The sequence below is a fragment of the Petrocella sp. genome (assembly GCF_059865615.1).
This window is the reverse complement of record NZ_JCBCDA010000068.1, coordinates 1-25350: the sequence shown is the minus strand read 5'-3', so window position 1 is coordinate 25350 and position 25350 is coordinate 1. Positions and strand designations below refer to the sequence as shown.

Below are 25350 nucleotides of genomic sequence, written 5' to 3'. Positions count from 1 at the left end.
TCTAATGAGTAGACTTGTTTTTGTCAAGTTTTTTTTATTCTTTCCTATAATGGGGTTGGTCTCAGTTCTTGATTTAGGTCTGAATTTTACTGAGTTTTAAATGTTTTATCAAGGGGCTTATGGGTAAATGACTTGATGCCACTGGCATAGTCTCCGGCCTTATGTCCATGACCAATGACTTTATACTTATAGATGAGTAGGCCTTCTAAGCCAACCGGCCCTCTGGCATGAATTTTATTGGTACTAACACCAACCTCTGCTCCAAAGCCATAGCGAAAGCCATCACTGAATCTTGTCGAACAGTTCCAAAAAGCATTTCCTGTATCTACATGATCCATAAATTTAAGTGCCACTTCTTGATTTGAAGTAATTATTGCATCCGTATGACCTGACCCATATCGATTTATATGTCTAATCGCTTCATCTAAATCATCAACTACTTTGACTGATATCTCGTAATCCAAGTACTCATTTTTCCACGTGGATTCTGTAGTCGGTTTGGCATCCATATATAAACTTGTTCGATTACAACCGTTGACAATTACTTTTTTTTGCTTGAATTCAAGGTCCAATCTTGGCAACAAAGATGCTGCAACTTTCTCATGGACCAATAAGGTCTCTGTAGCGTTACAAACAGCAACGTACTGTGTTTTGGCATCAAGAACAACATCAACGGCCATATCAAGATCCGCATATTGATCTACATAGGTATGACATATTCCGTCTGCATGACCAAGTACGGGTATTCTGGAGTTGTCCATAATATAACGGACAAATTCATTGGATCCTCTTGGTATAATAAGATCGATTTCTTCATCCAACTTTAACATGGATGTAACTTCTTCACGAGATTCTAATAACCCTATCCAACCTTTTGGTAAGCCTACTGAGGTTGTGACTTTTTTTATGATGTTTGATAGTACCTTATTGGTTAAAGCTGCTTCAGATCCACCTTTAAGTAACACTGCGTTGCCACTTTTAAGACATAGAGCTGATATTTGCACAAAGGCATCCGGTCTGGATTCAAATATAACACCAATGACACCAATTGGACAACTGACTTGGTACAAATCTAAACCCCGGTCTAGTTCTCTTGCAAAATGTGTCACACCAACCGGTTCCTTAAGGCTTATTAAACTTTTCAGACCTTCAATCACGTCATTAATTTTATTTTCATCAAATTTTAGACGTTTTAGTAAAGGTTTTGATAGATTCTCTTCCTCTGATCGTTTCAAATCTGCTTCATTGGCTTCCATGATGGCATATTTATTGGCTTCTAAGGCTTCGGCAATTGCCAAAAGTGCATTGTTTTTTATAGTTTCATCAGCCGTAGCCATTAAAACGGAAGCTGCTTTCGCTTCTTTTGCTGCATTTAAAATACTCATAATATCACCTCGACTTTACTGCTTTATGAATTGAAAATATGCATCATTGTATCATACCCTGTTTCTGATATCAAATAATATTCCTTAATTATAGCAATCCTTCATCCTAAAGAAAAGAAAAAGAAAAAATATTAAAAATAGTATTGACATTGATTCTCATTCGTGATATTATATTTATGAGATTAGTTATCATTTATAGTCAACTATTTATTAAACTTAATGCCTTGACAACATTAAGTACTTAACTACATTTTTTAACCTCCATAAACACAGAGTCTGATTCGCTCTGTTAATTAACACATTTTATTCTTCTAAAGTGTAGAGAAGGTCATCCTAAAGGATGGCCTTCTCTTTTTACGCGTGCTATGCGCATATGAAAAGAAGATGTTATTCTACTTATTATTTTTCCCAGAATGCTTTATTGGCGCCTATAATATCATCAATGTTATCAAGATACGTTTTGACATCCTTGGGATGGTCTTTTCTTATCAATCTATCCTTAGTCACCTTTTTTGATATGGCCCCTGCACCAAAAGCAACAATAGACTCTTTTTCCTCCATTGTGTGAATATTATAGATACACCCATAGCCTTCTTTACAATAACCAATATTTTCATAATTACCAATCATGTTTTTCTGTCTATATAAATAGTATGCTCCATAGCCTGCTTCTTCCATAATTTTTTGACTGATTTTTAGCATGCCATCAATCTGATCCTTCATTAATATTCTATACATCTTTTCGTCTTCAAGAAGTCTTGTGCCTCTTTTAAGGGCCATGGTATGTATTGTTATACTTTCCGGTTCTAGGCTAATAATTTTACGTATTGTATCTTCAACATCTGAGACTTTTTCTTCTGGTAAACCTAATATTATATCCATGTTAATATGATCAAATCCCAACCGCCTCGCCATATGCACACAGTCAATAAATGTCTGTACATTGTGCCCTCGACCGATCTTAACCAAAGTCTTGTCTTGCATTGTCTGAGGATTAATGGATATTCGATTCACGCCATAACGTTGCATACTAATAAGCTTATTTTCTGTTATCGTATCCGCACGTCCTGCTTCTACAGTGAATTCAACTTTTTGATTACCTAATAGTTCTCTTGTTTTACACAGTAATCTATTAAAATCATCTTCCGTCAGACTGGTTGGTGTGCCACCGCCAATATAAATGGAACGTAAATGTTTAAAAGCATCTTTCTTTGCAACCATCTCTCGAATTAAGACATCCACATACCTTTTATATGCCGTCTCTTGAGACTTGATTTCCTGGGATGTAAAAGAACAATAACTACATCGTGTGGGGCAAAAGGGTATGCCAATATAAACGCTATGTTGAACACGTTGATGCTTAAAATATTGCTTTTGAACTTCAACCACTTTGAACAATAGCTTCACTTTATCTGAATTAACCTTGTAGTACTGTTCTAATATATATGCTGCTTCTTTTTGTCCATAACTTTCACAAAGTTTGTAGGCTAATTTGGAAGGTCTTATACCTGTCAGCACCCCCCAAGTGGGTACAATGCCGGTCACTTTACTGCATAAATCATAGAGCATCCCTTTTAGGATGACTGTTGCTTTGGCTATATAAGAGATATGCCTGTCATTATAACGTACATTGTTTTCAAGATTACAATACCGTCTTACATCCTCATAATCATCTCCACAATAAATAACCTCTATAAAAGATGACCCTATGGTTATCTCATATAAAGGTTGTTTGTTGTTGTTGACTTCAATCTTCTCCAAGGGATAAAACACTTTCAAATAGCTTAATATTTCCCTACTATACAGGGTATGATGCATTCGAATATTCATAACTGTCCTCAAGTTGCATTATTGCAAAAATGGGTTATTTTTTTTCTCGTTTCTTATGGTTGTATTGTTTCCATGTCCTGGGTATACCTTGGTTTCAAGGGGTAAAAACATCAACCTATTATTAATTGCTTCTACCAAATCATTCTGATTACCATTATAATAATCCGTCCGGCCAATAGAACCTGCAAGTAGTGTATCTCCAGTAAAAACAACATTCTCTTCTTGATTATAAAAACAAACACCTTTTACTGAATGTCCCGGCACGGTGATGACTCTAAATACCAAGTCATCACCATACTCCAATTGATTACCGTCTTCAATATAGGTGTCAGCATTAGCTGTCACTTCACGAGCAAGAAAATAAGTCGATAGATTTTTGATGCTATCTTCCATGATTTTAGCTTCTTCTATATGGGTAATGACCGGTATATTATAGTGATTTTTGATTTTGTCGACGGCACCTATATGATCAAAATGACCATGCGTGATTAGCATTGCCTTGAGTTCCAGACCCAAGCCAGTTATATATTCAATTATTCGCTCCGGTTCATATGAAGGATCTACAATTAGGGCCGTTTTATTGTCGTTTCCAATAATGATATATGTGTTATTGTTCATATGGCCTAATACCATTCTTTTTATTCGCATATTTTCATCACCTGCTATTTCTATCAATATCTATTCATGTTACAGTTATAATTTGTTTATACACACTCATTATACATGAGTGATATGTCTTTTACAAATCAAAAATGGAAACTCACATCATCAAGTCTATACATTTTGGGGACACTTTATTTAATTATTGGTTCGGACAATATCATCTACACCTTGAAGCATCTGTAATTTTTTAATTAGTTTATTAAGCTGATCGACGCCTTTAATCTCAAGACTCAGATTAAATACTGATCGTTCTTTATTAATAGACCTAGCATTAAGTGCTTTCACCTTGATATCCTCTTCTGTAAGAACCTTAGATACATCAAATAATAGCCCACCTCGATCCGATCCGTAAATCTGAATATCAGCGCGGTACACCATGTCACCGGAATTCTTGACATTCCCACCCCATTCAGCATCTATCATCCTGTGTCTTTCAATCTCATTTAAGTGAATCATATTATCACAGTCTGTTCTGTGTATTGATACACCACGGCCTCGTGTAATAAAGCCTACAATCTCATCTCCCGGTACCGGACTACAACATTTCGAAAATCTAACTGCAAGATCTTCAATGCCTTTGACTACAATACCACTTTTTGATTTTTTGACTTGGTTTTTAGTGGGGTGATCTACAATTTCTTTTAATATATCTTCATCTTTAATCTCGTCCTTAATGGTTTTTCGATATTCTTCATGTAACCGATTAACAATCTGTCCCTCTTTCAAACCACCATGGCCGACTGCAGCACAAACTGCTGACCAGTCTTTAAAACCATACTTTGATTGAACCAACTTCATCCATTCAGGCTTTAAAAGCAATGATAGATTAAATCCCTTTTGTTTAGCGTATTTTTCAATCAGTTCTTTGCCTTTTGATATATTTTCATCTTTGAACTCTTTTTTGTACCATTGATTAATCTTACTTCTTGCTTGAGAACTTTTTACAATCTTAAGCCAATCTCGACTAGGTCCTCTTGAGTTTTGTGAGGTTATAATTTCTATACGGTCACCTGTTTTAACGACATAATCAAATGTGACAATCTTTCCGTTCACTCTTGCGCCAACCATTTTGTTACCAACAGCGCTATGAATGTGATAGGCAAAATCTATCGGTGTAGAACCAGCCGGAAGGTTGACAATATCACCTGTTGGTGTAAATGCATAAACTTGTTCTTGATAAACATCTAAATCCGACTTCAAGGCATCCATGAATTCCTTGTTATCCGACATATCCCTTTGCCATTCGAGTATTTGTTTAAGCCAATTTAATTTTTGTTCTGCATTACGCTCTGTGGATTCTTGGGCGGATAATTTGCCTTCTTTATACTTCCAATGGGCAGCAATACCATACTCAGCTGTTCTATGCATGTCTATCGTTCTTATTTGTATTTCAAACGGATAACCTTCCGGTCCAAGAAGAGAGGTATGTAAAGACTGATACATGTTCGGCTTTGGCATGGCAATATAATCCTTAAATCTACCAGGAATTGGTTTATATAACTCATGAATAATGCCTAATACACCATAGCAGTCCTTTACGGTCTTAACCACAGCACGTACAGCATATAAGTCATAGATCTGATCCAAATCCTTATTTTGATTAACCATCTTTTTATATATACTGAAGAAATGTTTAGGACGGCCTTCCACTGTAGCTTCAATCCCAACCGCATCCAATTCTTCCTTTAACTTTGCAACTATTTTTTCCACGTTATCTGTTCGTTCATCTCTTCTTTGAGCTATACTCTCTACCAACTTATAGTATGCTTCTTCTTCTAAGTACCTTAAACAAAGATCTTCCAACTCAACCTTAATCTTAGAAATCCCCAAACGATGGGCTAAAGGCGCATAGATGTTCAATGTTTCACGTGCTTTTTCTTTTTGTTTTTCCGGAGTCATGAATTTTAAGGTTCGCATGTTATGAAGGCGATCTGCTAATTTAATCAAAATAACACGAATATCTTTGGCCATAGCCAGAAACATTTTTCTGTAGTTTTCTGCCTGTATCTCTTCTTTATCTGTTGTATATGAAATCTGTGTCAACTTGGTGACACCATCAACAAGCAATGCTATTTCATCATTGAATTCTAGTGCTATTTCCGCAGTTGTATAAGAAGTGTCTTCAACCACATCATGAAGAATACCCGCAACAATAGATTCCTTATCCAACTCTAGCTCTGCAAGTATTTTAGCCACGGACAACGGATGTATAATATAAGGTTCTCCCGATTTTCGTACTTGTTCTACATGGGCATTCTTTGCTAGCTGATAGGCTTTCTCAATCATTGAGAAATCATCAGACGGATGGTATTTTTTCATTTGATTAATAAGATCAATATACAATTGTTCCGGCATAAATTCTATCACCACTTTTTCAGTATTAAGTTTACCTTATCCTCGATTTCGAAGCCACCCTATACTTGGGTTTTTAAGGAATTATAATGTAAATGACTTGTTTCTACAATAAGAATTGGTTAAGGCGTCAAAACCATATTATTCAACTTTCACATACAATATATAGTTCTGAATGTATCAAAGTAATCTATATATCGTGTGTTAATATAGAGGTACTTAGTTTTGACTCTTTAACCAGAATTATTTCTATTATAAAGATATTTTAAGGAAATTGCAAGGAATTAAAAGACTGTCTATTGATAAGAACAATCTTATCGTCTGACAGCCTTCACTACATAATTAATTAGTATTTTATAATTGCTTCAACATCTTGACCTTCAAGAACTTCTCTACCCTTTAGAAATGATAACTCAATCAAATAGACCATTTTTACAACAATACCGCCCATTTCTTCAATAAGCTCTACCATTGCTTTAGATGTGCCACCGGTTGCTAACAAATCATCAACAACAACCACTTTATCTCCCGGTTTAATGGCATCCATATGGATTTCGACAATCGCACTACCATACTCTAAATCATATTCTTTTGATTTGGTTTTATAAGGCAATTTACCTTCTTTTCTAACCGGTATAAACCCTTTGTTCATATTATACGCTAAAGGTACACCAAAAATAAAGCCTCTGGATTCAGGACCGACAACCAAGTCAAAATCCACATCTTTTAATGCCTTCTCAAATTCATCAACCGCAAATCTTAATCCCGCTGGATCTTGTAACACTGTCGTTATATCTTTAAATACGATACCTTCTTTAGGAAAATCATAAACATCTCTAATCAGTGATTTCAAATCCATAATATCTCTCCTTTAATGCTACGCAGATTTTAATACTATACCCCTTTTAGAATATCTTAAGGATAGCTTATAGGGTATCAACTCGGCTTTCCCACTTGAAGGATTTCTTAGTGATTTTCGGCTAACTTGCTAACCAAGAGCTTGAAAAACATCTGAGAAAGTTGAGTTATTATACATATACTATCACAAGAATTTATTATACAGCTTTGAATCATGTAAATCAACTTTTTTTCCCTTATTCAGACTGAAAGTCATGGATAAACCATTTATCTGATATTGAATCAGTCCAAGTTCTTTGAAAATTTCCAACATCATTAAGTATTTACTAAGGAGTTGAGGTCGTTTTAAGTCAAAGTAAGCCAAGATTTTAGTGAAATAGATCTGATGATTAAGGGCACTATCTTTTTGCATCAAAAATCTATAAAAATCCGTCAACATATCTCGATTAAGGCGATTTTTATCCTCTACTACATAGTCCTTTATATAGTCAATGCTTTTATGCTTCGTGATTTGCTTTTCTATTTCCTTAAGGGTATCTTCAATATGCCTAATGTCTTTCACCATCATTTGAGGCGATTTTCGTTGATGCCATTCATTGATTTCCAAACTATAGACACATTCGGCAAGCTGTCCATCATCCAACCATTCTGTTACTTCACCTAAAGAAAATCCAACGCCTTTAATCTTCGAATCAATTCCCATTTCCAGAGAAAGATGATTCAGGTCTTTACCTATCCTTTTAATATGATTGACAGGTCCTTTACATATAAATGTAGGTTCAGGGTTACCTATCCCAAAAGGCTCCATTTTTTGAATTTCGTCTATCAACTCAAGATTGATATCTTCCATCTTCATAACCATATCCACCTTTAGTTTAGGTATTAATACATCCTTTTCCATATGTTTGGTGGCATAAGCGTTTAATCCCTTTTCTAAGGCTTCTATATTGGTTTCTTCCAAAGACATACCTGCTGCCATCTCATGTCCGCCAAATTTATTAAATAAATGGGCATTGGCTTTTAAAGCCATATATATATTAAAGCCTTCCACGCTTCTAGCGGACCCGGATGCACCCCCATCTCTAATAGATAAGATGATGATGGGTCTGTAATACTTTTCTACCAACTTAGAAGCAACGATGCCGATGACACCATGATGCCAGTTTTTCGATGCAACGACAATAACTTTCTTATCTAAATGATTCGAACTTGTTTCTATAAGGACTACTGCTTCTTCAAAAATATTCTTTTCCAAGTCTTGCCTGTTTTTATTGTCTTGATCTAGGGCTTCAGCTATTTTCAAACATTGTTTTGTATCATTAAGAATAAACAGTTCTACCGCTTCTTTTGCATGCTTAATTCTACCGGCTGCATTAAGCCTTGGGCCTATACCATAACCAATACGCCCTGCTGTCATTTTTTTTCCTTCCAAATCTGAGACTTTCATCAAGGCTCCGAGTCCTTTGTTCCATGTCGTAGGCATAGACTTAAAAGCCAACTTCGTTATGGTCCTATTTTCACCATAAATAGGCACAATATCTGCAACGGTACCTACCGCTACCAAATCAAGATATTTCCATATCTTATTTTCCATACCCGTTGTTCTTGCCAGTGCTTGTATCAACTTAAAGGTGACACCTACACCAGCCAACATTTTAAAGGGGTATTTATCCTTCTCTCTTTTGGGATTGATTACAGCTAGCGCACTCGGAAGCACTTCTTGGCATTCGTGATGATCTGTTATAATCACATCTAATCCAATCTCATTACTATATGCCACTTCCTTGACCGCCGTTATACCTGTGTCCACTGAAATTAGTAACTCAAAGCCTCTTTCTTTAATCTCAGATAGAGCTTCTTTATTAATTCCATAACCTTCTTCATGTCGATCAGGAATATAATATTCCACCAAACATCCAAGTTCCTCCAAGAACATGTATAGAATAGATGTGCTGGTCACACCATCTACATCATAATCACCATAAACCATTATTTTTTCAGCATTATCCCTGCTTCTTAGAATTCTTTCAACCGCATTTGACATATCGGTTAACATAAAAGGATCATGAAAACTCTCTGTTGTCGCATTATAATACTGATATACCGCTTCTTTAGAGTCTACACCTCTATTTATTAATAGACGGGCAATGATAGGAGATAGGGCCGTCTCAGACATGATCTTAATTACCTTTTCATCATCACTTTCTCTAATTTTCCATATTTTTTTTTTCAATATGACACCTCCACAAGACTCTTCAAGAAAATATTATACACTATTTTGCTATGAATCAACAGCATCTGCTTTAATCCATTCATTAATAAGAACAAGGCAAAACATGTTCCCCATGGTCTGCCTTGTTCCCTAGACTTAGCTTTTCTGCTTCATATTACTCAATGATTTTTTTCTTGAGTTTTTTATCATGATTAATTTTGAAAATATACCACATTGGACTTGCAATGAATATGGATGAATAGGTACCGCTAAGTATACCAATCATAAGGGGTAAAGCGAACTCTCTTATGGATGTGACGCCAACGATGTACAAGACACCTACCATGATGAAAGTGGTTAATGATGTATTAATGGACCTCCCCATCGTTTGACTGATACTCATATTAATTAGATCTTTATAACTGAACTTTCTCTCTAATGACATATTCTCACGAATCCTGTCAAAAACGACAATTGTATCATTGATGGAGTAACCAACAATGGTAAGCATGGCCGCAATAAAGGAATTATTTATCGGTACATTACCTATAGAGTATACTGCAAAGACAATAAAAATATCATGGACCAAAGCAACCACGGCTGCCATACCAAACCAGAAATCCTTAAACCTAAAACTTACATAAATCAAAATACATAAGGAAGCTACTAGAACGGCAATGATGGCATCTCTTCGCATCTCTCCACTGACTGTCGCACTAATACTCTCGCTTTCAATGTCATCGGATGTAATATTGTACTTTTCAATTAATGCTTCCGACAGTGCCAGTCTTTCTTCTGAGGTTAAACTCGGTGTTTTAATGATAAATTCATCTTTACCTGTAACATTTTGAAATTGAGGTGTTGTTTGTCCTGTAGCTTCAACCACCAAATCTTTAACAGCTTCTTGGAGAGCTTCGGGAGTTAAATAGCCTTGACCTGCACCCACACTAACCAGTGTCGAAGTTCCACCTACAAACTCAATGTCAAAGTTCAAGAATGAATCTCTAGTTGCTTGATTAACTGGCATCATTACCAAACCAATTAGTATAATGACCACAGATACAGCAAAGAATACTTTTCTCTTTTCAATGACTTGAACCGACTTGTGACCAAGATCCACACCATATAACTTCTTATCTCTAAGACCCATGCCTACTAAACTAGATAAGAGTAATCTTGTCATCACCAATGATGTGAACATGGAAACTGCAATACCAATCATTAAGGTAATGGCAAACCCTTTTATGGTACCTGTTCCCATAATATAAAGTACAATGGCAGCTATTAATGTGGTAGCATTACCATCTACTATAGCTGATGTGGCCTTTTTAAAGCCTGACTTAACAGAGGCTTTTAAAGTTTTACCTGAACCAATTTCTTCTTTGATTCTGGAGAAAATAATGACATTCGCATCCACCGCCATACCAATTGAGAGTATAATCCCTGCAATACCCGGCAAGGTTAATGTGACATTAAACAGACTAAGTGACACAATCATCAAGGATGCGTAAAAAATCAATGCTATGGAAGAAACCACACCTGGTAATCTATAGAAACCAATCATAAATAAGAATACGAGCGATATACCAATAAGCCCTGCTAATATACTGGTACGTATAGCATCTTGTCCCATTTTGGCTCCAACTACATTTGATCTTAGTTCAATCAACTCAAGTGGCAATGCGCCAATCCTGATATTTGCCGCTAGTTGACTCGCATTAACCAAGCTGCCCATATTGTTGATGACCGCTTGTCCATTTAAAATAGGTTCGTTAACCGTTGGTGCCAGTAAAGGCTCATCATTATAATATATATACAATGGTTTGCCCACATTCTTGGTTGTTGCTTCAGCAAATTTCGTTACACCATCCGGCGTGAATTCAAGATGAACAACATAATCTCTTGTCATGCCACTAGTATCCGTTCCAGGCTCGGCGTTCTTAACGTCTGCACCTGTTAGCCAGACAATACCATCCTCATCTATAAAAGCAAGTTTACCGGGCTTACCCATCTCAAGTAATACTTGATCTGCATTTTTTACGCCTGGTATATCCACATTGATACGGCTGGATCCTTCAAGATACACTTCACCTTCTGTATATCCATATTCATCCAGTCTAAGCTGTAACTTGTACAGCGTGTCTTGGATCTCCACAGATGTTGGATCAGCTTTACTGGGTGCATAGGTAATACTAACCCCACCTTCTAAATCGAGACCAAGATTAATTTCTTCTACACTTCCACTCTTGTTCTCTCCCACACCTACTATAGCTACATAAGCTGTACCCACAATAAGCACTAGTGAAATAATCAGTGCTACTACATATTTCCCTTTCATCACATATCCTCCTAGTATTGCCCTATGCCATATCAGCATAATGGCTTTGAATTGCGTTTTTATTTTGCCAGCATTTCTTTGGCTTTTAAATAAATGGCACACTCCACTCTTTTCTTTTCTAACTCACAACCGATTTCATAAGTTGCAAGCAAATCACCATGAAAATTATAAGAGTTGGCACTGCAACCACCACTACAATAGAATTTTGCCCAACACCCTCTACACGCTTCTTTTGCATAAACATTACATCCTCTGAATGCATCTTGTTTAAGGGTGTTTGTAATACCTTGATTAACATTACCTAATAAGAATTCATCTATCCCTACAAATTGATGGCAGGGGTACAAGTCACCAGTCGGTGTTACGGCTAAATACTCAATGCCGGATCCACAGCCGGCAAGACGTTTGGCAACACATGGTCCTTGTGATAAATCAATCATAAAATGGAAAAAATTAAAATCTTTATTTTTTTCTTTATATTCCAATTTTGCCAGTGCTAATCTTTCATATTGTTCTCTTAGGTATGGAAGATCTTCTTCCTTAATAGCGTAATTCATCTCATCAGGTGCCACCACCGGTTCCACCGATATTTGCTCAAAGCCTTCCTCGGCAAGGTGCAATACATCTTCTGAGAAGTCCATGTTTTCATGGGTAAAAGTGCCTCTAACGTAATAGCTTTTTTGCCCTCTCGCGTCGGCAAAAGCCTTAAACTTAGGCATAATCAAATCATAACTCCCTTTGCCATTTGGTGTTGGTCGCATTTTATCATGTGTCGCTTTACGTCCGTCAACAGATAAAACAACATTATACATATGCTCATTCATAAATGCCATATTATCATCATTAAGCAATACGCCATTGGTAGTTAAAGTAAATCTAAAATGTTTATTTTTTTCTTGTTCTAAGCTTCTGGCATAGTGTACGGTTTCTTTCACCATCTCGAAATTCATCAAAGGTTCTCCACCAAAGAAGTCAATCTCCAAATTACGACGGTTTCCAGAATGTGCCACCAAAAAGTCGATTGCTTTTTTAGCTACTTCAAAGGACATCAAATCTCGATCTCCATGATATTCACCTTCTGAAGCAAAACAATAGGTACATGCCAAATTACAATCATGTGCCACATGAAGGCATAAAGCTTTTACAACTGTGCTTCGATTTTTAAAGTCTAGGACAACCTGTTCATAATCATCCTTAGAAAAGAGCAAGCCCTCACTTATAAGGTCATTAATCTCATCTCTGGCTTGCACAAGTAACTCTTTAGTATATTTTTCATTCAGTCCATTTATGGCGTCTTCTATTAATACACCATTGTCTAGATCCTTTATCAAATCATAACTCATGTCATCTACCACATGAATCGAACCACTGTTAATGTCCATGACGATATTTATATCTTGTATTTTATACTGGTGTATCATTACATTACCCTTTCAATGAAAAGAAGTTGATTTCTATTCTCAACCACTTTAAGTCTATCTGTTTTAAATATGGTTCTATGGTTAAAGTATCATTTCCTAATACATTACAAAAAGAAACTGAAAGAGACCTTCGTCTTTTCAGTTTACCTTAGGCAGCCTATACGAATATTCTAACTATATCAAGAAGCTGTGATTATTTCACTGCTATCTCATTTTTCCATTTTCGCAAGATTGATTACCTACGGTGCAGGACGTCTTACAGGCCGATTGACATGAAGTTTGACATTCTCCGCATCCACCATGTTTCAAAGTTTCTTTTAATACGGTTGCATTTAGTGTTTTTATATGTTTCATATTCATTCCTCCAAGTGTTTTGGTTATTTTATAATCTTAAAATACGCACCCTAACCACCTATGTTAGAGGTAACTTTTAACTGAATCATTATAACATATTCCCTGATGGAATAAAACCTTTATTTCATGGATAAAATTAGAATTCTTCATGTTATTGAAAGATTCTTTTTAGCCTTATGACATTAAGAATTCTATATGATATAATAAATTACACTATCCATCTAAACAAAGAGAAAAGGTGAATACGAATGAAAACAATTGATCTTCATAGTCACACCATCGCTTCTGATGGTACATATAGCCCAAAAAAATTGGTCGATTACGCTCATGTGAAAGGATTAAGTGTTCTTGCAATAACAGATCATGATACAACCGAAGCCTTGGCAGAAGCCAAAACTCATGCTCTTAGTTACCCTGATCTTGAAATCATTTCCGGCATAGAGTTTTCCACACACTCAGACCTATGTAGCTCTGACATTCACATATTGGCCTATTATATTGATGAAAACGACCCAAAGTTCCAAAATCAGTTAAAAAACTTGATTGCATCTAGAACCCATCGAAATGAAAAAATGATTCAAAAAATGCAAGAAGGAGGGTTGAAGATAACCATGAAAGATGTTCTGGCAACTTCTGAAGATGGCATCATCACAAGGGCACACTTTGCAAAAGCCATGGAAAACCTAGGCATTGTCAAAAATATGCGTAAAGCTTTTGATAAATACATTGGTAATAACGGTCGTTTTTATATAGAACGGGAAAAAGTGACTCAAAAAATGGCCATCCAAATGATTCTTGAAAATGGTGGCGTCCCTGTTTTAGCTCACCCTGTACTCTATAAACTAAACTTAAAAACTTTAGATCATCTTCTAGGTGAACTGGTTAATTATGGCTTACAAGGTATAGAAGGTATTTATACAACCTATAAAACTCACGAAACCCAATATATAAAAGCTATGGCAGAAGATCATGGATTGATTATCACAGGTGGTTCTGACTTTCACGGTGCCCATAAGCCGGGTATAGACCTTGGTACCGGTTATGGTGACTTACAGGTACCTTATTCCATTAGAGATGAACTCTACCAAGCACATTTGATGAACAAAAAAAGAAGGCTATCTACGAGTTGAGATAACCTTCTTAAGTTTTTCATATGAATTGTCTTATTCTTCTTCTGATTTAACGATGGATAAATCCGGTTCTGCTTTTGAGATAATACCGGCACGTTGTACTGGTACTCTAACACTCTTATTTGTGCCAAGTTCAACAATTACAATATCATTGACTGTATCAACGACTTTTCCATAAATACCAGCACTCAGCAAAACTGAATCGCCTGTTTTAATGGAATTTTGTAAAGCTTCTGTTTCCTTTTGTCTTTTTTTCTGTGGTCTAATCAAGACAAACCACATAAATGCAAATAAAGCTCCGTAAAGTAAAAGTGAATAAGCGATGCCCGTACTACCGGTACCTGCGCCTGCTTCTAATAATGGTAAAAAATTCATATATTGCCTCCTAATGATTCCTATTATGTATTCATGATAACTTTCTTAAGCTTACACATTAAAAACTCTTGTGTCAACACTTTTATAGAATTTTAAGATGTGTAATCCTCTATTTAACAGCTTTAAAACCTATTTTTTAATTAGAATTCATGCCTTCTATTTTAGCTCTTTTATAGGTTTTATAGTTACCATTTTCGATTGCATCTCTAATTTCTTCCATCATGGTATTATAGAAATACAGATTATGCATGACACACAATCTCATACCAAGCATCTCTTTGGCCTTCATTAAGTGCCTGATATAGGCTCTACTATATGATTTACAAGCTTCACAAGCACAACCGTCTTCAATGGGTCTTTCGTCCAATTCGAATTTGGCGTTGTATATGTTCATTTTTCCATGATTGGTATAGACATGACCATGGCGGCCGTTCCTCGTTGGATAGACGCAGTCAAAAAAATCAACACCTCGTTCTACAGCCTCAAGGATATTCTCCGGCGTTCCGACCCCCATCAGATAGGTCGGTTTATTTTCCGGCATAAAGGGCACTGTGGATTCTAATATTCTATACATTTCATCATGACTCTCACCAACGGCCAACCCACCGATTGCATAGCCATCTAGGTTCATATCACCAATAACTTTTGCATGCTCAATGCGTAAATCATCGTAGACACCGCCTTGATTAATACCAAAAAGCATCTGCCTATTGTTAATGGTAGATTCAAGGGTGTTTAAATGGGTCAGTTCTTTTCTACAACGTTCTAGCCAACGGGTCGTTCGATCCACGGAGTCTATTACATATTTACGTGTTGCCGGAATCGGTGGGCATTCATCAAAAGCCATGGCTATGGTTGAGCTTAGATTGGATTGAATCTGCATGCTTTCTTCAGGACCCATAAATATTTTATGTCCATCAATATGCGAAGAAAAATAAACCCCTTCTTCTTTGATTTTTCTTAGGGCTGCCAAAGAAAACACCTGAAAACCACCAGAATCCGTAAGAATCGGACGATCCCAAACCATAAATTTGTGTAAGCCACCTAGTTTTTTGATGGTGGCATCACCGGTTCGAACATGAAGATGATAAGTATTGGATAGCTGTACCTGACATTTTATATCTTTTAAATCATTGGTGGATACACCCCCCTTTATTGCCGCTGCTGTTCCTACATTCATAAAAACAGGCGTCTGTATAGGACCATGTACTGTGTGAAACGTACCGCGCTTAGCCATGCCATCCTTCTTTAACAATTCATACATAATGCACTAACCTCTCGTTTTCCATTGTCTGATAAAAACTGTCTATAACTTATATCTCATTGTTCTTATAAGCTTCCTTTAATTGCTGGGCTACATAGATACCACTGGCTGCTGCTTGGGATAAGGAATGGGTAACACCGGAACAATCGCCAAGTATATAAAGCCCTTTTATAATGGTTTCTAGATTCTGGTCCACTTCTACTTTGGAGTTGTAGAACTTCACTTCAACGCCATAAAGGAGTGTATCTTCATTGGCGGTACCAGGTGCAATCTTATCTAGAGCATAAATCATCTCCACGATGTTGTCCAATTGTCGTTTGGGCAATACCAGACTCAAATCACCAGGCGTCGCATGTAAGGTTGGTGTTGTAAAGCATTTAAGCATACGTCTTTTTGAACTTCTTCTTCCTTTAATCAAATCTCCAAAGCGCTGCATAATAACCCCACCACCAAGCATGTTGCTAAGACGGGCGATATGCTCACCATACTCATTGCTGTTTTTAAAGGGTTCTGTGAATTTATTGGTCACCAATAAGGCAAAGTTTGTATTTTCTGTATGCTTAGATGGATCTGAATAACTGTGTCCGTTAACCGTCACGATGTCACCATAGTTTTCTGTCACAACTTCACCATAAGGATTCATACAAAATGTTCGTACCAAGTCATTGTAACGGTCTGTTCGATATACAATCTTGCTCTCGTAAACTTGGTCTGTTATTTCTTTAAATACAAGTGCCGGTAACTCGACACGCACACCGATGTCCACACGGTTGTTTTCTGTTTCGATGCCAAATTGATCACAGATCTTGTTAATCCAGTTGGAACCTGTTCGGCCTGTTGCAAGAATGAGCTTTTTCCCTTCAAAAATCTGGTCTTTGGTCTTAATGACAAAATGATCTTCGACCTTATCGACGGTTTCTGCTTCTGTTTCAAACAGGATGGTCATTTTGTCCTTAATAAAATCATACATCTGACCGGCAATAACAAAATTACGGTCTGTACCCAGATGTCGCACCTTGGCATCTAGAAGATGTAAGTCGTGTTTAAGGGCTTCCGCCTTTAAAGTACTGTTGCCAGTTGAATAGAGCTTCGCTTCTGCGCCACCCATTTCTAAGTTAATCTGATCCACATACCACATTAGATCAATGGCTTCTTTTTCACCGATATAACGGTAGAGTTCGCCGCCAAAATTATTGGTAATGTTGTATTTACCATCCGAAAAACCACCGGCTCCATAGAAACCTTCCATAATGCTACAAGTCTTGCACCTACAGGTTATGGTGGGATTTTTGGTCTTGGGACAGAACCGTTTGTCCAAAGCATAACCCTTTTCAATCATCAATATTTCCATACCCGGATTGTCTTTAGCAAACTCATAGGCCGCAAAAATGCCTGCTGCACCAGCACCGATTAATATAACATCATACATTGATCCACCTCTTTTATTCATTCTATCATTAACTTCCATATCATTATTTCACCCCATTATATCATTTTTCTTAATGGATAAAAAGATATAACTTCAATTATGAGGTCGTCTCCTCCAATTCAATTCATACATTATAGGAAGGCTCTTACTTGCTTTATAACTTTAAATTGATTATAATCATAAGAACCCTAACGAATTTGCAAAGGAGGATTTCTCTATGCCAGGATCAATATTTGGTACACTTTTTAGAATATCTACTTGGGGTGAGTCTCATGGTCAAGGCGTCGGTGTTGTTATTGACGGCTGTCCTGCCGGATTATCACTTGAAGTGCGAGATATACAACTTGAATTAAATAAAAGAAAGCCCGGTCAAAATAAATATGCTTCACCTAGGAAGGAAAATGACAAAGTCGAAATCTTATCTGGTGTTTTTGAAGGCCTTACAACCGGTACCCCTATATCACTAATTGTCAAAAATACGGATCAACGTCCAAAGGATTACTCTAACATTGTAGATATCTATCGACCCGGACATGCGGATTTTACTTTTGATGAAAAATATGGACTACGTGATTACCGTGGTGGTGGACGTTCTTCTGCCAGAGAAACCATAGGCCGAGTTGCTGCCGGTGCCATCGCCAAGAAAATACTAAACGAATTTGGTGTCACCTTACTTGGCTATACAAGATCAGTTGGACCTGTAATTGTTGATATGGCTGATTTTGATGCTTCTCAGATTCATGAAAATCTATTTCGAATGCCGGATGAAGCAAAAGCAATAGAAGCCGGACACTATGTAGATGATATCATTAAAGAAGGCAACTCTATTGGTGGTACTATAGAATGTATCGTAACGGGCGTTCCAACCGGACTTGGAGAGACAGTATTTGACAAATTAGATGCTAACCTTGCAAAAGCCGTCATGTCCATCGGAGCAATCAAAGCTGTGGAAATTGGAGCAGGTGTTGGTGTTGCTGACAAAAAAGGCTTCGACAACAACGATTTCTCTCGCTATGAAGGCGGAAAGCTGATAAAAGAAACCAACCATGCTGGCGGTATTGTAGGAGGTATGAGCGATGGTAGTCCTATAATCGTTAGAGCCACTGTTAAGCCAACCGCTTCTATCCACATTGAACAGCCCAGCATTACAAGGCAAAAAGAGAACAAAGAAATCATGATCGAAGGTCGCCATGACCCAGTCATCGTCCCAAGAGCAGTTACCATATTAGAAGCTATGACTGCATTGGTGCTCGTAGATGCACTGATGATGAATATGACCGCAAAGATGGATTACCTGAGGAAAATCTATAAACAATAAAACATAAGACAGGAAAAAGCAAGGACTAACTTCCAGTACTTGCTTTTTCTTATTCTCTAAGAAAGATTTATTTTGCAAAGCGAGAAATAACCTCTTTTTTCTAATAAGTATTCCAAGGCTTAATAGTTTATTTTTGCAATAAGATAACAAATACTATTATGCTCATAATACATTAAATTCAAACTTTAAATCCTTAATGGATTGGGGTTTTGAAAACAAATAACCTTGACCATATAAACACGCATTATTCAAAAGAAATCTGGCTTCATCTATTGTTTCTATGCCCTCTGCAATAACGGAAAGACTCATATTTTCACACATCTGAATTATAGACTTGATTACTTGTTCAGCCATCTTATTGTCTGTAATCGCCTCAATAAATGACTTATCAATTTTAACAAAATCCAAAGGTATTTTTGATAAATAGCTTAAGGATGAATAGCCTATACCAAAGTCATCTAGAGAAACTTTGATACCCATTTTTCTAAGGTTCAACAATGTTTCAATATTCTTGTCAAAATTATTCATGACAACACGTTCTGTAATTTCAATTTCTATATAACTAGGATTTACTTGATATGACATAAGTATAGCTTCAAGCTTACGAACAAAATCATCTTGCTCCAATGTCTTTGACGTGATATTTATAGATATCGGAAACAATTTGTCTTTATTTATTTGCCGATTTCTTAGTAATTGGCATACTTCATCAATTACAAAGTAATCAATATCCATAATTAAAGCTGTTGTCTCTGCTATGGGAATAAACTTATCCGGTATGATATTCCCTTTTTCCGGATGAAACCACCTAATTAGTGCTTCAGCTTTTACAATTTTTTGATTTTTCAAAGAAACAATCGGTTGAAGTAACAAATAAAATTGCTTTTCTCTCAAAGCATTGGCTATGGAAAGTTTCATTTCAGCATCATAATTTAATTCATCTAGCATGGATTCAGTGAACCGCTTGATACTGGAATATTGATCTTTTTTTGCATACTTTGTCGCAGCTATTACAGCATTGATTAAATCAATATATGGAGAGTTATCCTTCATAAAGCTGTACCCAATATTGACTATAAAATGGTTGTCTAATGATTTTTTCTTTTCAAATTCGTCAAGAAACTTCGATATTTTTTCTTCAAATACCGGCGTAATAATGCTCATAGAATCTGGTATCAATATTGCAAAAGCATGATCTGTGTACTTGTACAAAATACTATTTGCTGGGACAAACCGCTTCAGTCTCTTCACAATTTTTTCAACAATTGTAGCATACATAACTGAACGTTTGTTTTTTATACTAATAAGTTCATCCACTTCTATCATTAATAGGCCTAATTTATCTTTACTATGATCCATATTTGCGAGTATCTGATAGTCTTCTTCAAATACTATGGCATTTGGTAATGAAGTCTCCACATCAAAATAAGTGAGTGACTTAATTTTATCCATCAACACATTAAAGCTGTCACCCAAGCGTCCTATTTCATCTTGCCGATTAAACTTGGCTCTAACAGAAAAATCGCCCTCTGAGCCTCTTAACATAAGTTGATCCAATTCATTAATTGGCATGGAAGCTTTTTTTATTGCTATATATGTGAATAGCATGATGAAGAAGGAAAAAATAAGTGAGCAGAATAGCGATATATATAATAAGTTTCTTATAGGTTTTAAAATATTATACTCCGAGATAACAGTATAAAGACCCCACTGATAATCACCTATTTGACTGTACAAAATATAATAGTTTTCATCTTCATATTTTTGTATTTTAACGCCATACCCATCGTTATTCTCAGTATTCAGAAAACCTTTTAGTTCTTTTTTAAAATTATTATCTATAAACCAATATTCATCAAGCTCCGAATAGATGACGCTTCCACCTGAAGAAATGATAAACCTTTGAGATGACTGCTTGTAACCCGTTGTTTTAATATCATTAAATAATGATATCATCTCCAGTCGACCAAGAACAGCACCAACAACATCATTATGGAGATCAACAATTGGTACAGCTGCAACAATAACAGGCTCACCTGTTTTACGGCTGATTATCATCTCTGAAATTGCTGGTTGACCCATTAAGGCTTTTTTTATATAATTACGATCACTAAGATTTAGAACCATGCCATCATAGTATTTTGCATGACCATCTATGTCGACCATCGCAATCTCATCATAAAAGCCACTAAAATTACTATCAATGAGACTACGTTGTTCTTCCCACTCTAGCTTATTAAGATTCGGTATCGTTGATAAATTGTTCAATGGTTTCATATAGCTTGCTATGATTTTTTCAAGAAAGATTGAGGTTTCATTCGTCGTAATACTTAATGTATCTAGACTGTTATTAATTACATACTTGCCATATATGGTATATGTTCCCAGAATAAATATTAATTGAATGACGATAATTGCGATAAAAGAAAAAAAGGTAATACGTACTCTTAGACTTTTATTTAACTGCTTAAACATATTTATACCACCTTATGCATGTATATTTTAGTCGTCTTACTTATTAATATTTACATAAACGGCAACTTCTGCAATCTTATCTCTCACTTAGCATACGCCTCATCATCATTCTGAAGCAACCATTATAATATGTCAACTCTATTATACAAACAACATTCCAAATTATATAAATAACATTTATGGTTAAAGGGTCAAAACTAAGTTTCACTAAATTCGCCTACCATATGTAGATTACGTTGATACATTCATAACTACATATGGTAGGTGAAAGTTCAACTATATAGTTTTGACACCTTAACCAAACATTCAAATGTATATATTGGTGCCATTGTGCTTGTTATTCTTGGTATGTCTATTCTTAATACATTTTTTGCTCAGGATATAAGTTCGGATATTAGTATTTATATCTTAGTACTATTTTCAGTCATTAGTGCCGTTAGGATTCGTCCTAGGACCATTAGTATTATACTTTTAATAAGCTATAGTTTCTTTGCTATTGGCTTACCCTTTTTCCAATCAAATATGTCTTTTCTCGTTCCCCATCTGATTAACGGACTTGTTATTAATATAATCGCATTTTTTATATCACGTATGTTATATCTTTATGCCGTTGCTTATTTAGAAGACAAAACAGAAATAGAAAAAAAGAATGAAGAATTAAAATACTTATCTGAAAGGGATGCACTAACCGGGCTATATAATCAACGCATGATTAATGTGTATATAGAAAAATACATTGAACAAGTGGCCTCCTTCGAAGAAAACCTTTTTTTAGCTGTGATTGATTTAGATGGCTTCAAAAAAATAAACGATCACTACGGACATGCTTTTGGAGATAAGGTACTATGTCGTATTGCTAATATCATTAAAGATAATCTACCAAGAGCTGAGTTTGTAGGTCGCTATGGTGGTGACGAATTTGTTCTTATGTTTAAGAATCTTGAAACAAATGAAGTCAGTCACATTATGGAAAATGTATTGATAGAATTAAACAAAGTAGAATTCCAAGAGGATAAACTATCTTTTAGTTGTGGTGTAGCAAAATGGCAAGGAGAGTCAACAAGAGACTTTTTTTATAAAGCAGACAGCTATATGTATAAAATCAAAAATTCAGGTAAAAATGGTGTATTGATTAACGACGATGAGGAAGAAGCTGTATGAAGAAAGAGCATTCGAAGTATTATCTGAATCTATTTTCCAATCCACTTACCAATGAACATTAAAAAGGCCCCTTCAAAAATAGCAAAATCCGCTAAATTGAAATATAGGTTGTGTTTGGGTGCGAAGGCAATATAATCCACCACATAGCCTCTTTTGATTCTGTCCGTATGGTTTCCAAGAGCACCACCCAGCATGAGCGCTAGCCCTATACCAGTCCACTTACCTTTTCCAGTTGTCCAGTAAGGTATACCTATAAGTAGAATCATAATGATAGATAGGATTGTTAAAACATGGAGATAAGCCGGTTTGTCTTTCAACCAACCTAAAAATGCACCTCTGTTTTTTACCAGACTAAAACTGATTTTTTCATTAAGATAATACACTGGTTTTTGTCCCGACAACTTATTTATGGCAATTTTTTTAATAATTTGATCTATGGTCCATACCCATAATGTCAACATCCTGACGATCCTCCTCAAGTATTATTACGTCACTTTCTAAATATGATAGCACATGATGACATAAGACGCCCTCTGCTATGCTAGAAAATTCGTTGGTTGCTGTTAACATTCTATACCCAATCTCCGGATGCTTTTTGATTTCTTCGTATTCTTCATCTGTTAATCTTCCCGGTTTTTCAAGTATTTCACCTGGAACGATGATTTTACCTATATCATGCAGCAATCCCAAAGTGGCGATATCGTCTTGCTGATGCTGAGATAAATTCAGTCCCTTGGCAATATTCATGGACAATTCTCTGACACGTTTCGAGTGTTTTTCCTCTCTTGGGCTCTTTTCAAATAACGTATTGATAATGGTTTTAATGGTCAGGCCGCGTACACCTTGACTCTCGCTGATTTTCTTTTTATACATATATTCTTCTGCATTCTTGAATACATCTTCCACATTCATAGAACGGTCTGTTTTGGTTTCCCATCCAAAGGCTATGGACAAAATACCCTTATTCGTGTTTAATTTTTCACTACCTTGGATTATCCTTTGTACTATATTTTCAGCCTCCTTTAAGCTTGTCTTTGGCATCAGTATAACAAACTCGTCTCCACCCCATCTGGCAGCTATATCTTCAGACCTAAGGTATGTTCTAAAAAGGTTGGCAGTTTGTTTCAACAACGCATCTCCTTCATGATGTCCAAATGCATCATTGGTAAGCTTCAGTCCATTCAAATCGGCCATTATGATGGTCAGGGGATAGTTTCTTGATGTATCGAGTCTTTTGATTTCTTCCTCAAAAAATCTTCTATTATATAGACCGGTTAATGCATCATGAAAACTCAAGAACTCTATCTGTCTTCTCTGTTTAAGTTTCTGTGTCGCATCTCTAAAAACCAGTACCACACCCAACATTTCACTATGAAGATTTTTTATTGGTGCGGCACTGTCTTCTAACATATAAACACTCCCATTCTTTGATGTCAGTACCGCATGATTGCTTAGTTCATGGGATATTCCTGTTTTTAAGACCTCCGCAACCGGATCTAGAATATCATACCCATGATTCTCATGAGATATTCTAAAGACGTCTTTATAATACATCCCATTTGCTTCTTCTTCAGTCCATCCGGTTATATCTGCACAGACCTGATTAATCATCTCGATTCTCTCATTTAGTCCGACGACCATAACACCATCACCGATAGACACCAATGTGGATAAATATTTATTCTTCTCTATCTCAAGCTTGTCTCTGTATTTGGCTCTTTCAATCATGTTCCAAACACCACTCATCAAAGCGGTGACCTGATAAATATCATTGTCGTCATAATTATCCTGTTTATTAGCTAGACCAACTGTGGCAACTATATCTTTATCTTCAAAAATAGGGATGGCCATCCAGTTATCCAGTTTGACATGACCCTTAGGGCAACCTTTTTTGAAGTCATTTGATTTGGTGAAATCATTGATAACCATGGGTTTTCGTTGTCTTATGACCTCACCCCAAAGGCCGGTCTGATCCAGTTGATAAACCCTTTGTTTCTCTGCATCTTGGCTCTTTGCCATAAGGCCTCTTGAACATGAGTTAAGTGTGAGCTCATTTGTTGCCTCGTCAAACAAATATACATAACCATATTCACTACCCGTCATCCTAATTAATTCGTTTAGAACGTAATCTAACCAGTCTGTAATTGAGCTATATTCCTGATTCATGACATTGAACATTATGGTGTTTCTATACAGATTGTTTTCCAACTTTGCTGTCTGCCTTTTGACTTCTTTTCGTATCATTAGAAAAGAAAAAAATAGCAAGGCTACGATTACAACAGATAGCGCCAAAGTAAAATAATAGGCAATTTGTTTGTAATCCGGTGTTACATTCACCAAAAATGGAAACCATTTTACATAAAGAGACTCATACGTGCCATTTTCAGATACGATTGCCAAGCCTTCATTCAATAAGGCTAATAATTCTTTGTCGCCTTCTTTAACAGCAAAGCTGAATTTTTGTTCAAATCCTTCAAGCGTAATTTTAATCCTATCAATACCATCGTCTGACATTCTAGTGACCGCCTCAACGTTGGTAATCTTGTGATCATTTATTAGTTTTTGCCCTACCAGGCTTTGGGCAAGAACAGCATCATGTGCACCAGAGCTTAACAATTCAAAGGCTTCAGCGTATGTATCGACGAGAATTAACTTGTCCGTAAATTTCATCCTTTCGGCATATTCTTGAGAATTATCCCCTCTCATGACAATGATTTCTCTGCCATACAAGTCGTCTTCAGATGTGATTTCTGTGTTGTTTTTACGGACAAAAATATTACCGCGC

General features: G+C 36.2%; 18 protein-coding genes. 3 read left to right on the top strand and 15 right to left on the bottom strand.

Annotation, left to right across the window (positions count from 1 at the left end):
• Window positions 1-86: 86 nt before the first annotated feature.
• The 9 genes from AC6F8J_RS07705 to scfA form a co-directional block, all read right to left on the bottom strand.
• Window positions 87-1385, bottom strand: a complete 1299-nt coding sequence (locus AC6F8J_RS07705; RefSeq protein ID WP_500722253.1) for a glutamate-5-semialdehyde dehydrogenase — start codon at window positions 1383-1385, stop codon at window positions 87-89.
• Window positions 1386-1784: 399 nt separating this feature from the next.
• Complete coding sequence (hemZ, locus tag AC6F8J_RS07700) at window positions 1785-3215, bottom strand: coproporphyrinogen dehydrogenase HemZ (RefSeq protein WP_500722251.1); 1431 nt, start codon at window positions 3213-3215, stop codon at window positions 1785-1787.
• Between the two features lie 18 nt (window positions 3216-3233).
• Window positions 3234-3863 (bottom strand): MBL fold metallo-hydrolase, encoded by a 630-nt coding sequence (locus AC6F8J_RS07695; protein WP_500722249.1) that lies wholly within the window; start codon window positions 3861-3863, stop codon window positions 3234-3236.
• Between the two features lie 150 nt (window positions 3864-4013).
• A complete protein-coding gene (locus AC6F8J_RS07690) occupies window positions 4014-6233 on the bottom strand; it encodes a RelA/SpoT family protein (protein ID WP_500722333.1) in 2220 nt (739 codons plus the stop codon).
• Between the two features lie 343 nt (window positions 6234-6576).
• Window positions 6577-7089: an adenine phosphoribosyltransferase gene (locus AC6F8J_RS07685; protein ID WP_275842579.1), complete on the bottom strand. Its 513-nt coding sequence runs from the start codon at window positions 7087-7089 to the stop codon at window positions 6577-6579.
• Window positions 7090-7272: 183 nt separating this feature from the next.
• Window positions 7273-9321, bottom strand: a complete 2049-nt coding sequence (gene recJ, locus AC6F8J_RS07680; RefSeq protein ID WP_500722247.1) for a single-stranded-DNA-specific exonuclease RecJ — start codon at window positions 9319-9321, stop codon at window positions 7273-7275.
• Window positions 9322-9475: 154 nt separating this feature from the next.
• Window positions 9476-11638: a protein translocase subunit SecD gene (gene secD, locus AC6F8J_RS07675; RefSeq protein WP_500722245.1), complete on the bottom strand. Its 2163-nt coding sequence runs from the start codon at window positions 11636-11638 to the stop codon at window positions 9476-9478.
• A gap of 59 nt (window positions 11639-11697) precedes the next feature.
• On the bottom strand, window positions 11698-13059 hold the full coding sequence (gene scfB / locus AC6F8J_RS07670) for a thioether cross-link-forming SCIFF peptide maturase (RefSeq protein WP_500722243.1): 1362 nt from the start codon (window positions 13057-13059) through the stop codon (window positions 11698-11700).
• A 204-nt stretch (window positions 13060-13263) separates the two neighbouring features.
• Complete coding sequence (gene scfA, locus AC6F8J_RS07665; RefSeq protein WP_500722241.1) at window positions 13264-13413, bottom strand: six-cysteine ranthipeptide SCIFF; 150 nt, start codon at window positions 13411-13413, stop codon at window positions 13264-13266.
• A 248-nt stretch (window positions 13414-13661) separates the two neighbouring features.
• On the opposite strand from scfA, the gene AC6F8J_RS07660 reads away from it, so the two are divergent.
• Window positions 13662-14543 carry a PHP domain-containing protein gene (locus AC6F8J_RS07660; RefSeq protein WP_500722239.1) on the top strand — a complete coding sequence of 294 codons (882 nt, stop codon included), beginning with the start codon at window positions 13662-13664 and terminating at the stop codon, window positions 14541-14543.
• A 33-nt stretch (window positions 14544-14576) separates the two neighbouring features.
• Here AC6F8J_RS07660 and yajC read toward each other — a convergent pair whose 3' ends face one another.
• The 3 genes from yajC to AC6F8J_RS07645 all read right to left on the bottom strand — a co-directional run bounded on the left by yajC (window position 14577) and on the right by AC6F8J_RS07645 (window position 17650).
• Complete coding sequence (gene yajC / locus AC6F8J_RS07655; protein WP_275843484.1) at window positions 14577-14918, bottom strand: preprotein translocase subunit YajC; 342 nt, start codon at window positions 14916-14918, stop codon at window positions 14577-14579.
• A gap of 136 nt (window positions 14919-15054) precedes the next feature.
• On the bottom strand, window positions 15055-16182 hold the full coding sequence (gene tgt / locus AC6F8J_RS07650; protein WP_500722236.1) for a tRNA guanosine(34) transglycosylase Tgt: 1128 nt from the start codon (window positions 16180-16182) through the stop codon (window positions 15055-15057).
• A gap of 49 nt (window positions 16183-16231) precedes the next feature.
• The gene (locus AC6F8J_RS07645; protein WP_500722234.1) at window positions 16232-17650 is read right to left on the bottom strand and encodes an FAD-dependent protein; all 1419 of its coding nucleotides are present in this window, start codon (window positions 17648-17650) and stop codon (window positions 16232-16234) included.
• 178 nt (window positions 17651-17828) lie between these two features.
• Between AC6F8J_RS07645 and aroC the strand changes: the two genes are divergently transcribed.
• Window positions 17829-18929 (top strand): chorismate synthase, encoded by a 1101-nt coding sequence (aroC, locus tag AC6F8J_RS07640; protein WP_500722231.1) that lies wholly within the window; start codon window positions 17829-17831, stop codon window positions 18927-18929.
• A 162-nt stretch (window positions 18930-19091) separates the two neighbouring features.
• Here the strand turns inward: aroC and AC6F8J_RS07635 are convergent, their stop codons facing one another.
• Window positions 19092-21404 (bottom strand): EAL domain-containing protein, encoded by a 2313-nt coding sequence (locus AC6F8J_RS07635; protein ID WP_500722228.1) that lies wholly within the window; start codon window positions 21402-21404, stop codon window positions 19092-19094.
• A 264-nt stretch (window positions 21405-21668) separates the two neighbouring features.
• Between AC6F8J_RS07635 and AC6F8J_RS07630 the strand changes: the two genes are divergently transcribed.
• Entirely contained in the window at window positions 21669-22565 is an 897-nt protein-coding gene (locus tag AC6F8J_RS07630; RefSeq protein WP_500722225.1) for a diguanylate cyclase, read from the top strand.
• A 29-nt stretch (window positions 22566-22594) separates the two neighbouring features.
• On the opposite strand, the gene AC6F8J_RS07625 is transcribed toward AC6F8J_RS07630, so the two are convergent.
• Both AC6F8J_RS07625 and AC6F8J_RS07620 read right to left on the bottom strand, forming a co-directional pair.
• Window positions 22595-23026, bottom strand: coding sequence for a signal peptidase II (locus AC6F8J_RS07625; RefSeq protein ID WP_500722223.1), 432 nt, complete (start codon window positions 23024-23026; stop codon window positions 22595-22597).
• A partial coding sequence (locus tag AC6F8J_RS07620; protein WP_500722220.1) for a diguanylate cyclase domain-containing protein occupies window positions 22986-25350 on the bottom strand: 2365 nt, incomplete at its 5' end. The genes AC6F8J_RS07620 and AC6F8J_RS07625, both read right to left, overlap by 41 nt.

What these genes read in the sequence shown, in the direction of transcription:
- AC6F8J_RS07625 (WP_500722223.1), bottom strand. Translation starts at nt 23,026, where the DNA reads ATGTTGACATTATGGGTATGGACCATAGATCAAATTATTAAAAAAATT.
- AC6F8J_RS07645 (WP_500722234.1), bottom strand. Translation starts at nt 17,650, where the DNA reads ATGGAAGTTAATGATAGAATGAATAAAAGAGGTGGATCAATGTATGAT.
- AC6F8J_RS07695 (WP_500722249.1), bottom strand. Translation starts at nt 3,863, where the DNA reads ATGCGAATAAAAAGAATGGTATTAGGCCATATGAACAATAACACATAT.
- AC6F8J_RS07690 (WP_500722333.1), bottom strand. Translation starts at nt 6,233, where the DNA reads ATGCCGGAACAATTGTATATTGATCTTATTAATCAAATGAAAAAATAC.
- AC6F8J_RS07660 (WP_500722239.1), top strand. Translation starts at nt 13,662, where the DNA reads ATGAAAACAATTGATCTTCATAGTCACACCATCGCTTCTGATGGTACA.
- scfB (WP_500722243.1), bottom strand. Translation starts at nt 13,059, where the DNA reads ATGATACACCAGTATAAAATACAAGATATAAATATCGTCATGGACATT.
- AC6F8J_RS07685 (WP_275842579.1), bottom strand. Translation starts at nt 7,089, where the DNA reads ATGGATTTGAAATCACTGATTAGAGATGTTTATGATTTTCCTAAAGAA.
- AC6F8J_RS07705 (WP_500722253.1), bottom strand. Translation starts at nt 1,385, where the DNA reads ATGAGTATTTTAAATGCAGCAAAAGAAGCGAAAGCAGCTTCCGTTTTA.
- AC6F8J_RS07635 (WP_500722228.1), bottom strand. Translation starts at nt 21,404, where the DNA reads ATGTTTAAGCAGTTAAATAAAAGTCTAAGAGTACGTATTACCTTTTTT.
- scfA (WP_500722241.1), bottom strand. Translation starts at nt 13,413, where the DNA reads ATGAAACATATAAAAACACTAAATGCAACCGTATTAAAAGAAACTTTG.
- tgt (WP_500722236.1), bottom strand. Translation starts at nt 16,182, where the DNA reads ATGTATGAATTGTTAAAGAAGGATGGCATGGCTAAGCGCGGTACGTTT.
- hemZ (WP_500722251.1), bottom strand. Translation starts at nt 3,215, where the DNA reads ATGAATATTCGAATGCATCATACCCTGTATAGTAGGGAAATATTAAGC.
- secD (WP_500722245.1), bottom strand. Translation starts at nt 11,638, where the DNA reads ATGAAAGGGAAATATGTAGTAGCACTGATTATTTCACTAGTGCTTATT.
- yajC (WP_275843484.1), bottom strand. Translation starts at nt 14,918, where the DNA reads ATGAATTTTTTACCATTATTAGAAGCAGGCGCAGGTACCGGTAGTACG.
- aroC (WP_500722231.1), top strand. Translation starts at nt 17,829, where the DNA reads ATGCCAGGATCAATATTTGGTACACTTTTTAGAATATCTACTTGGGGT.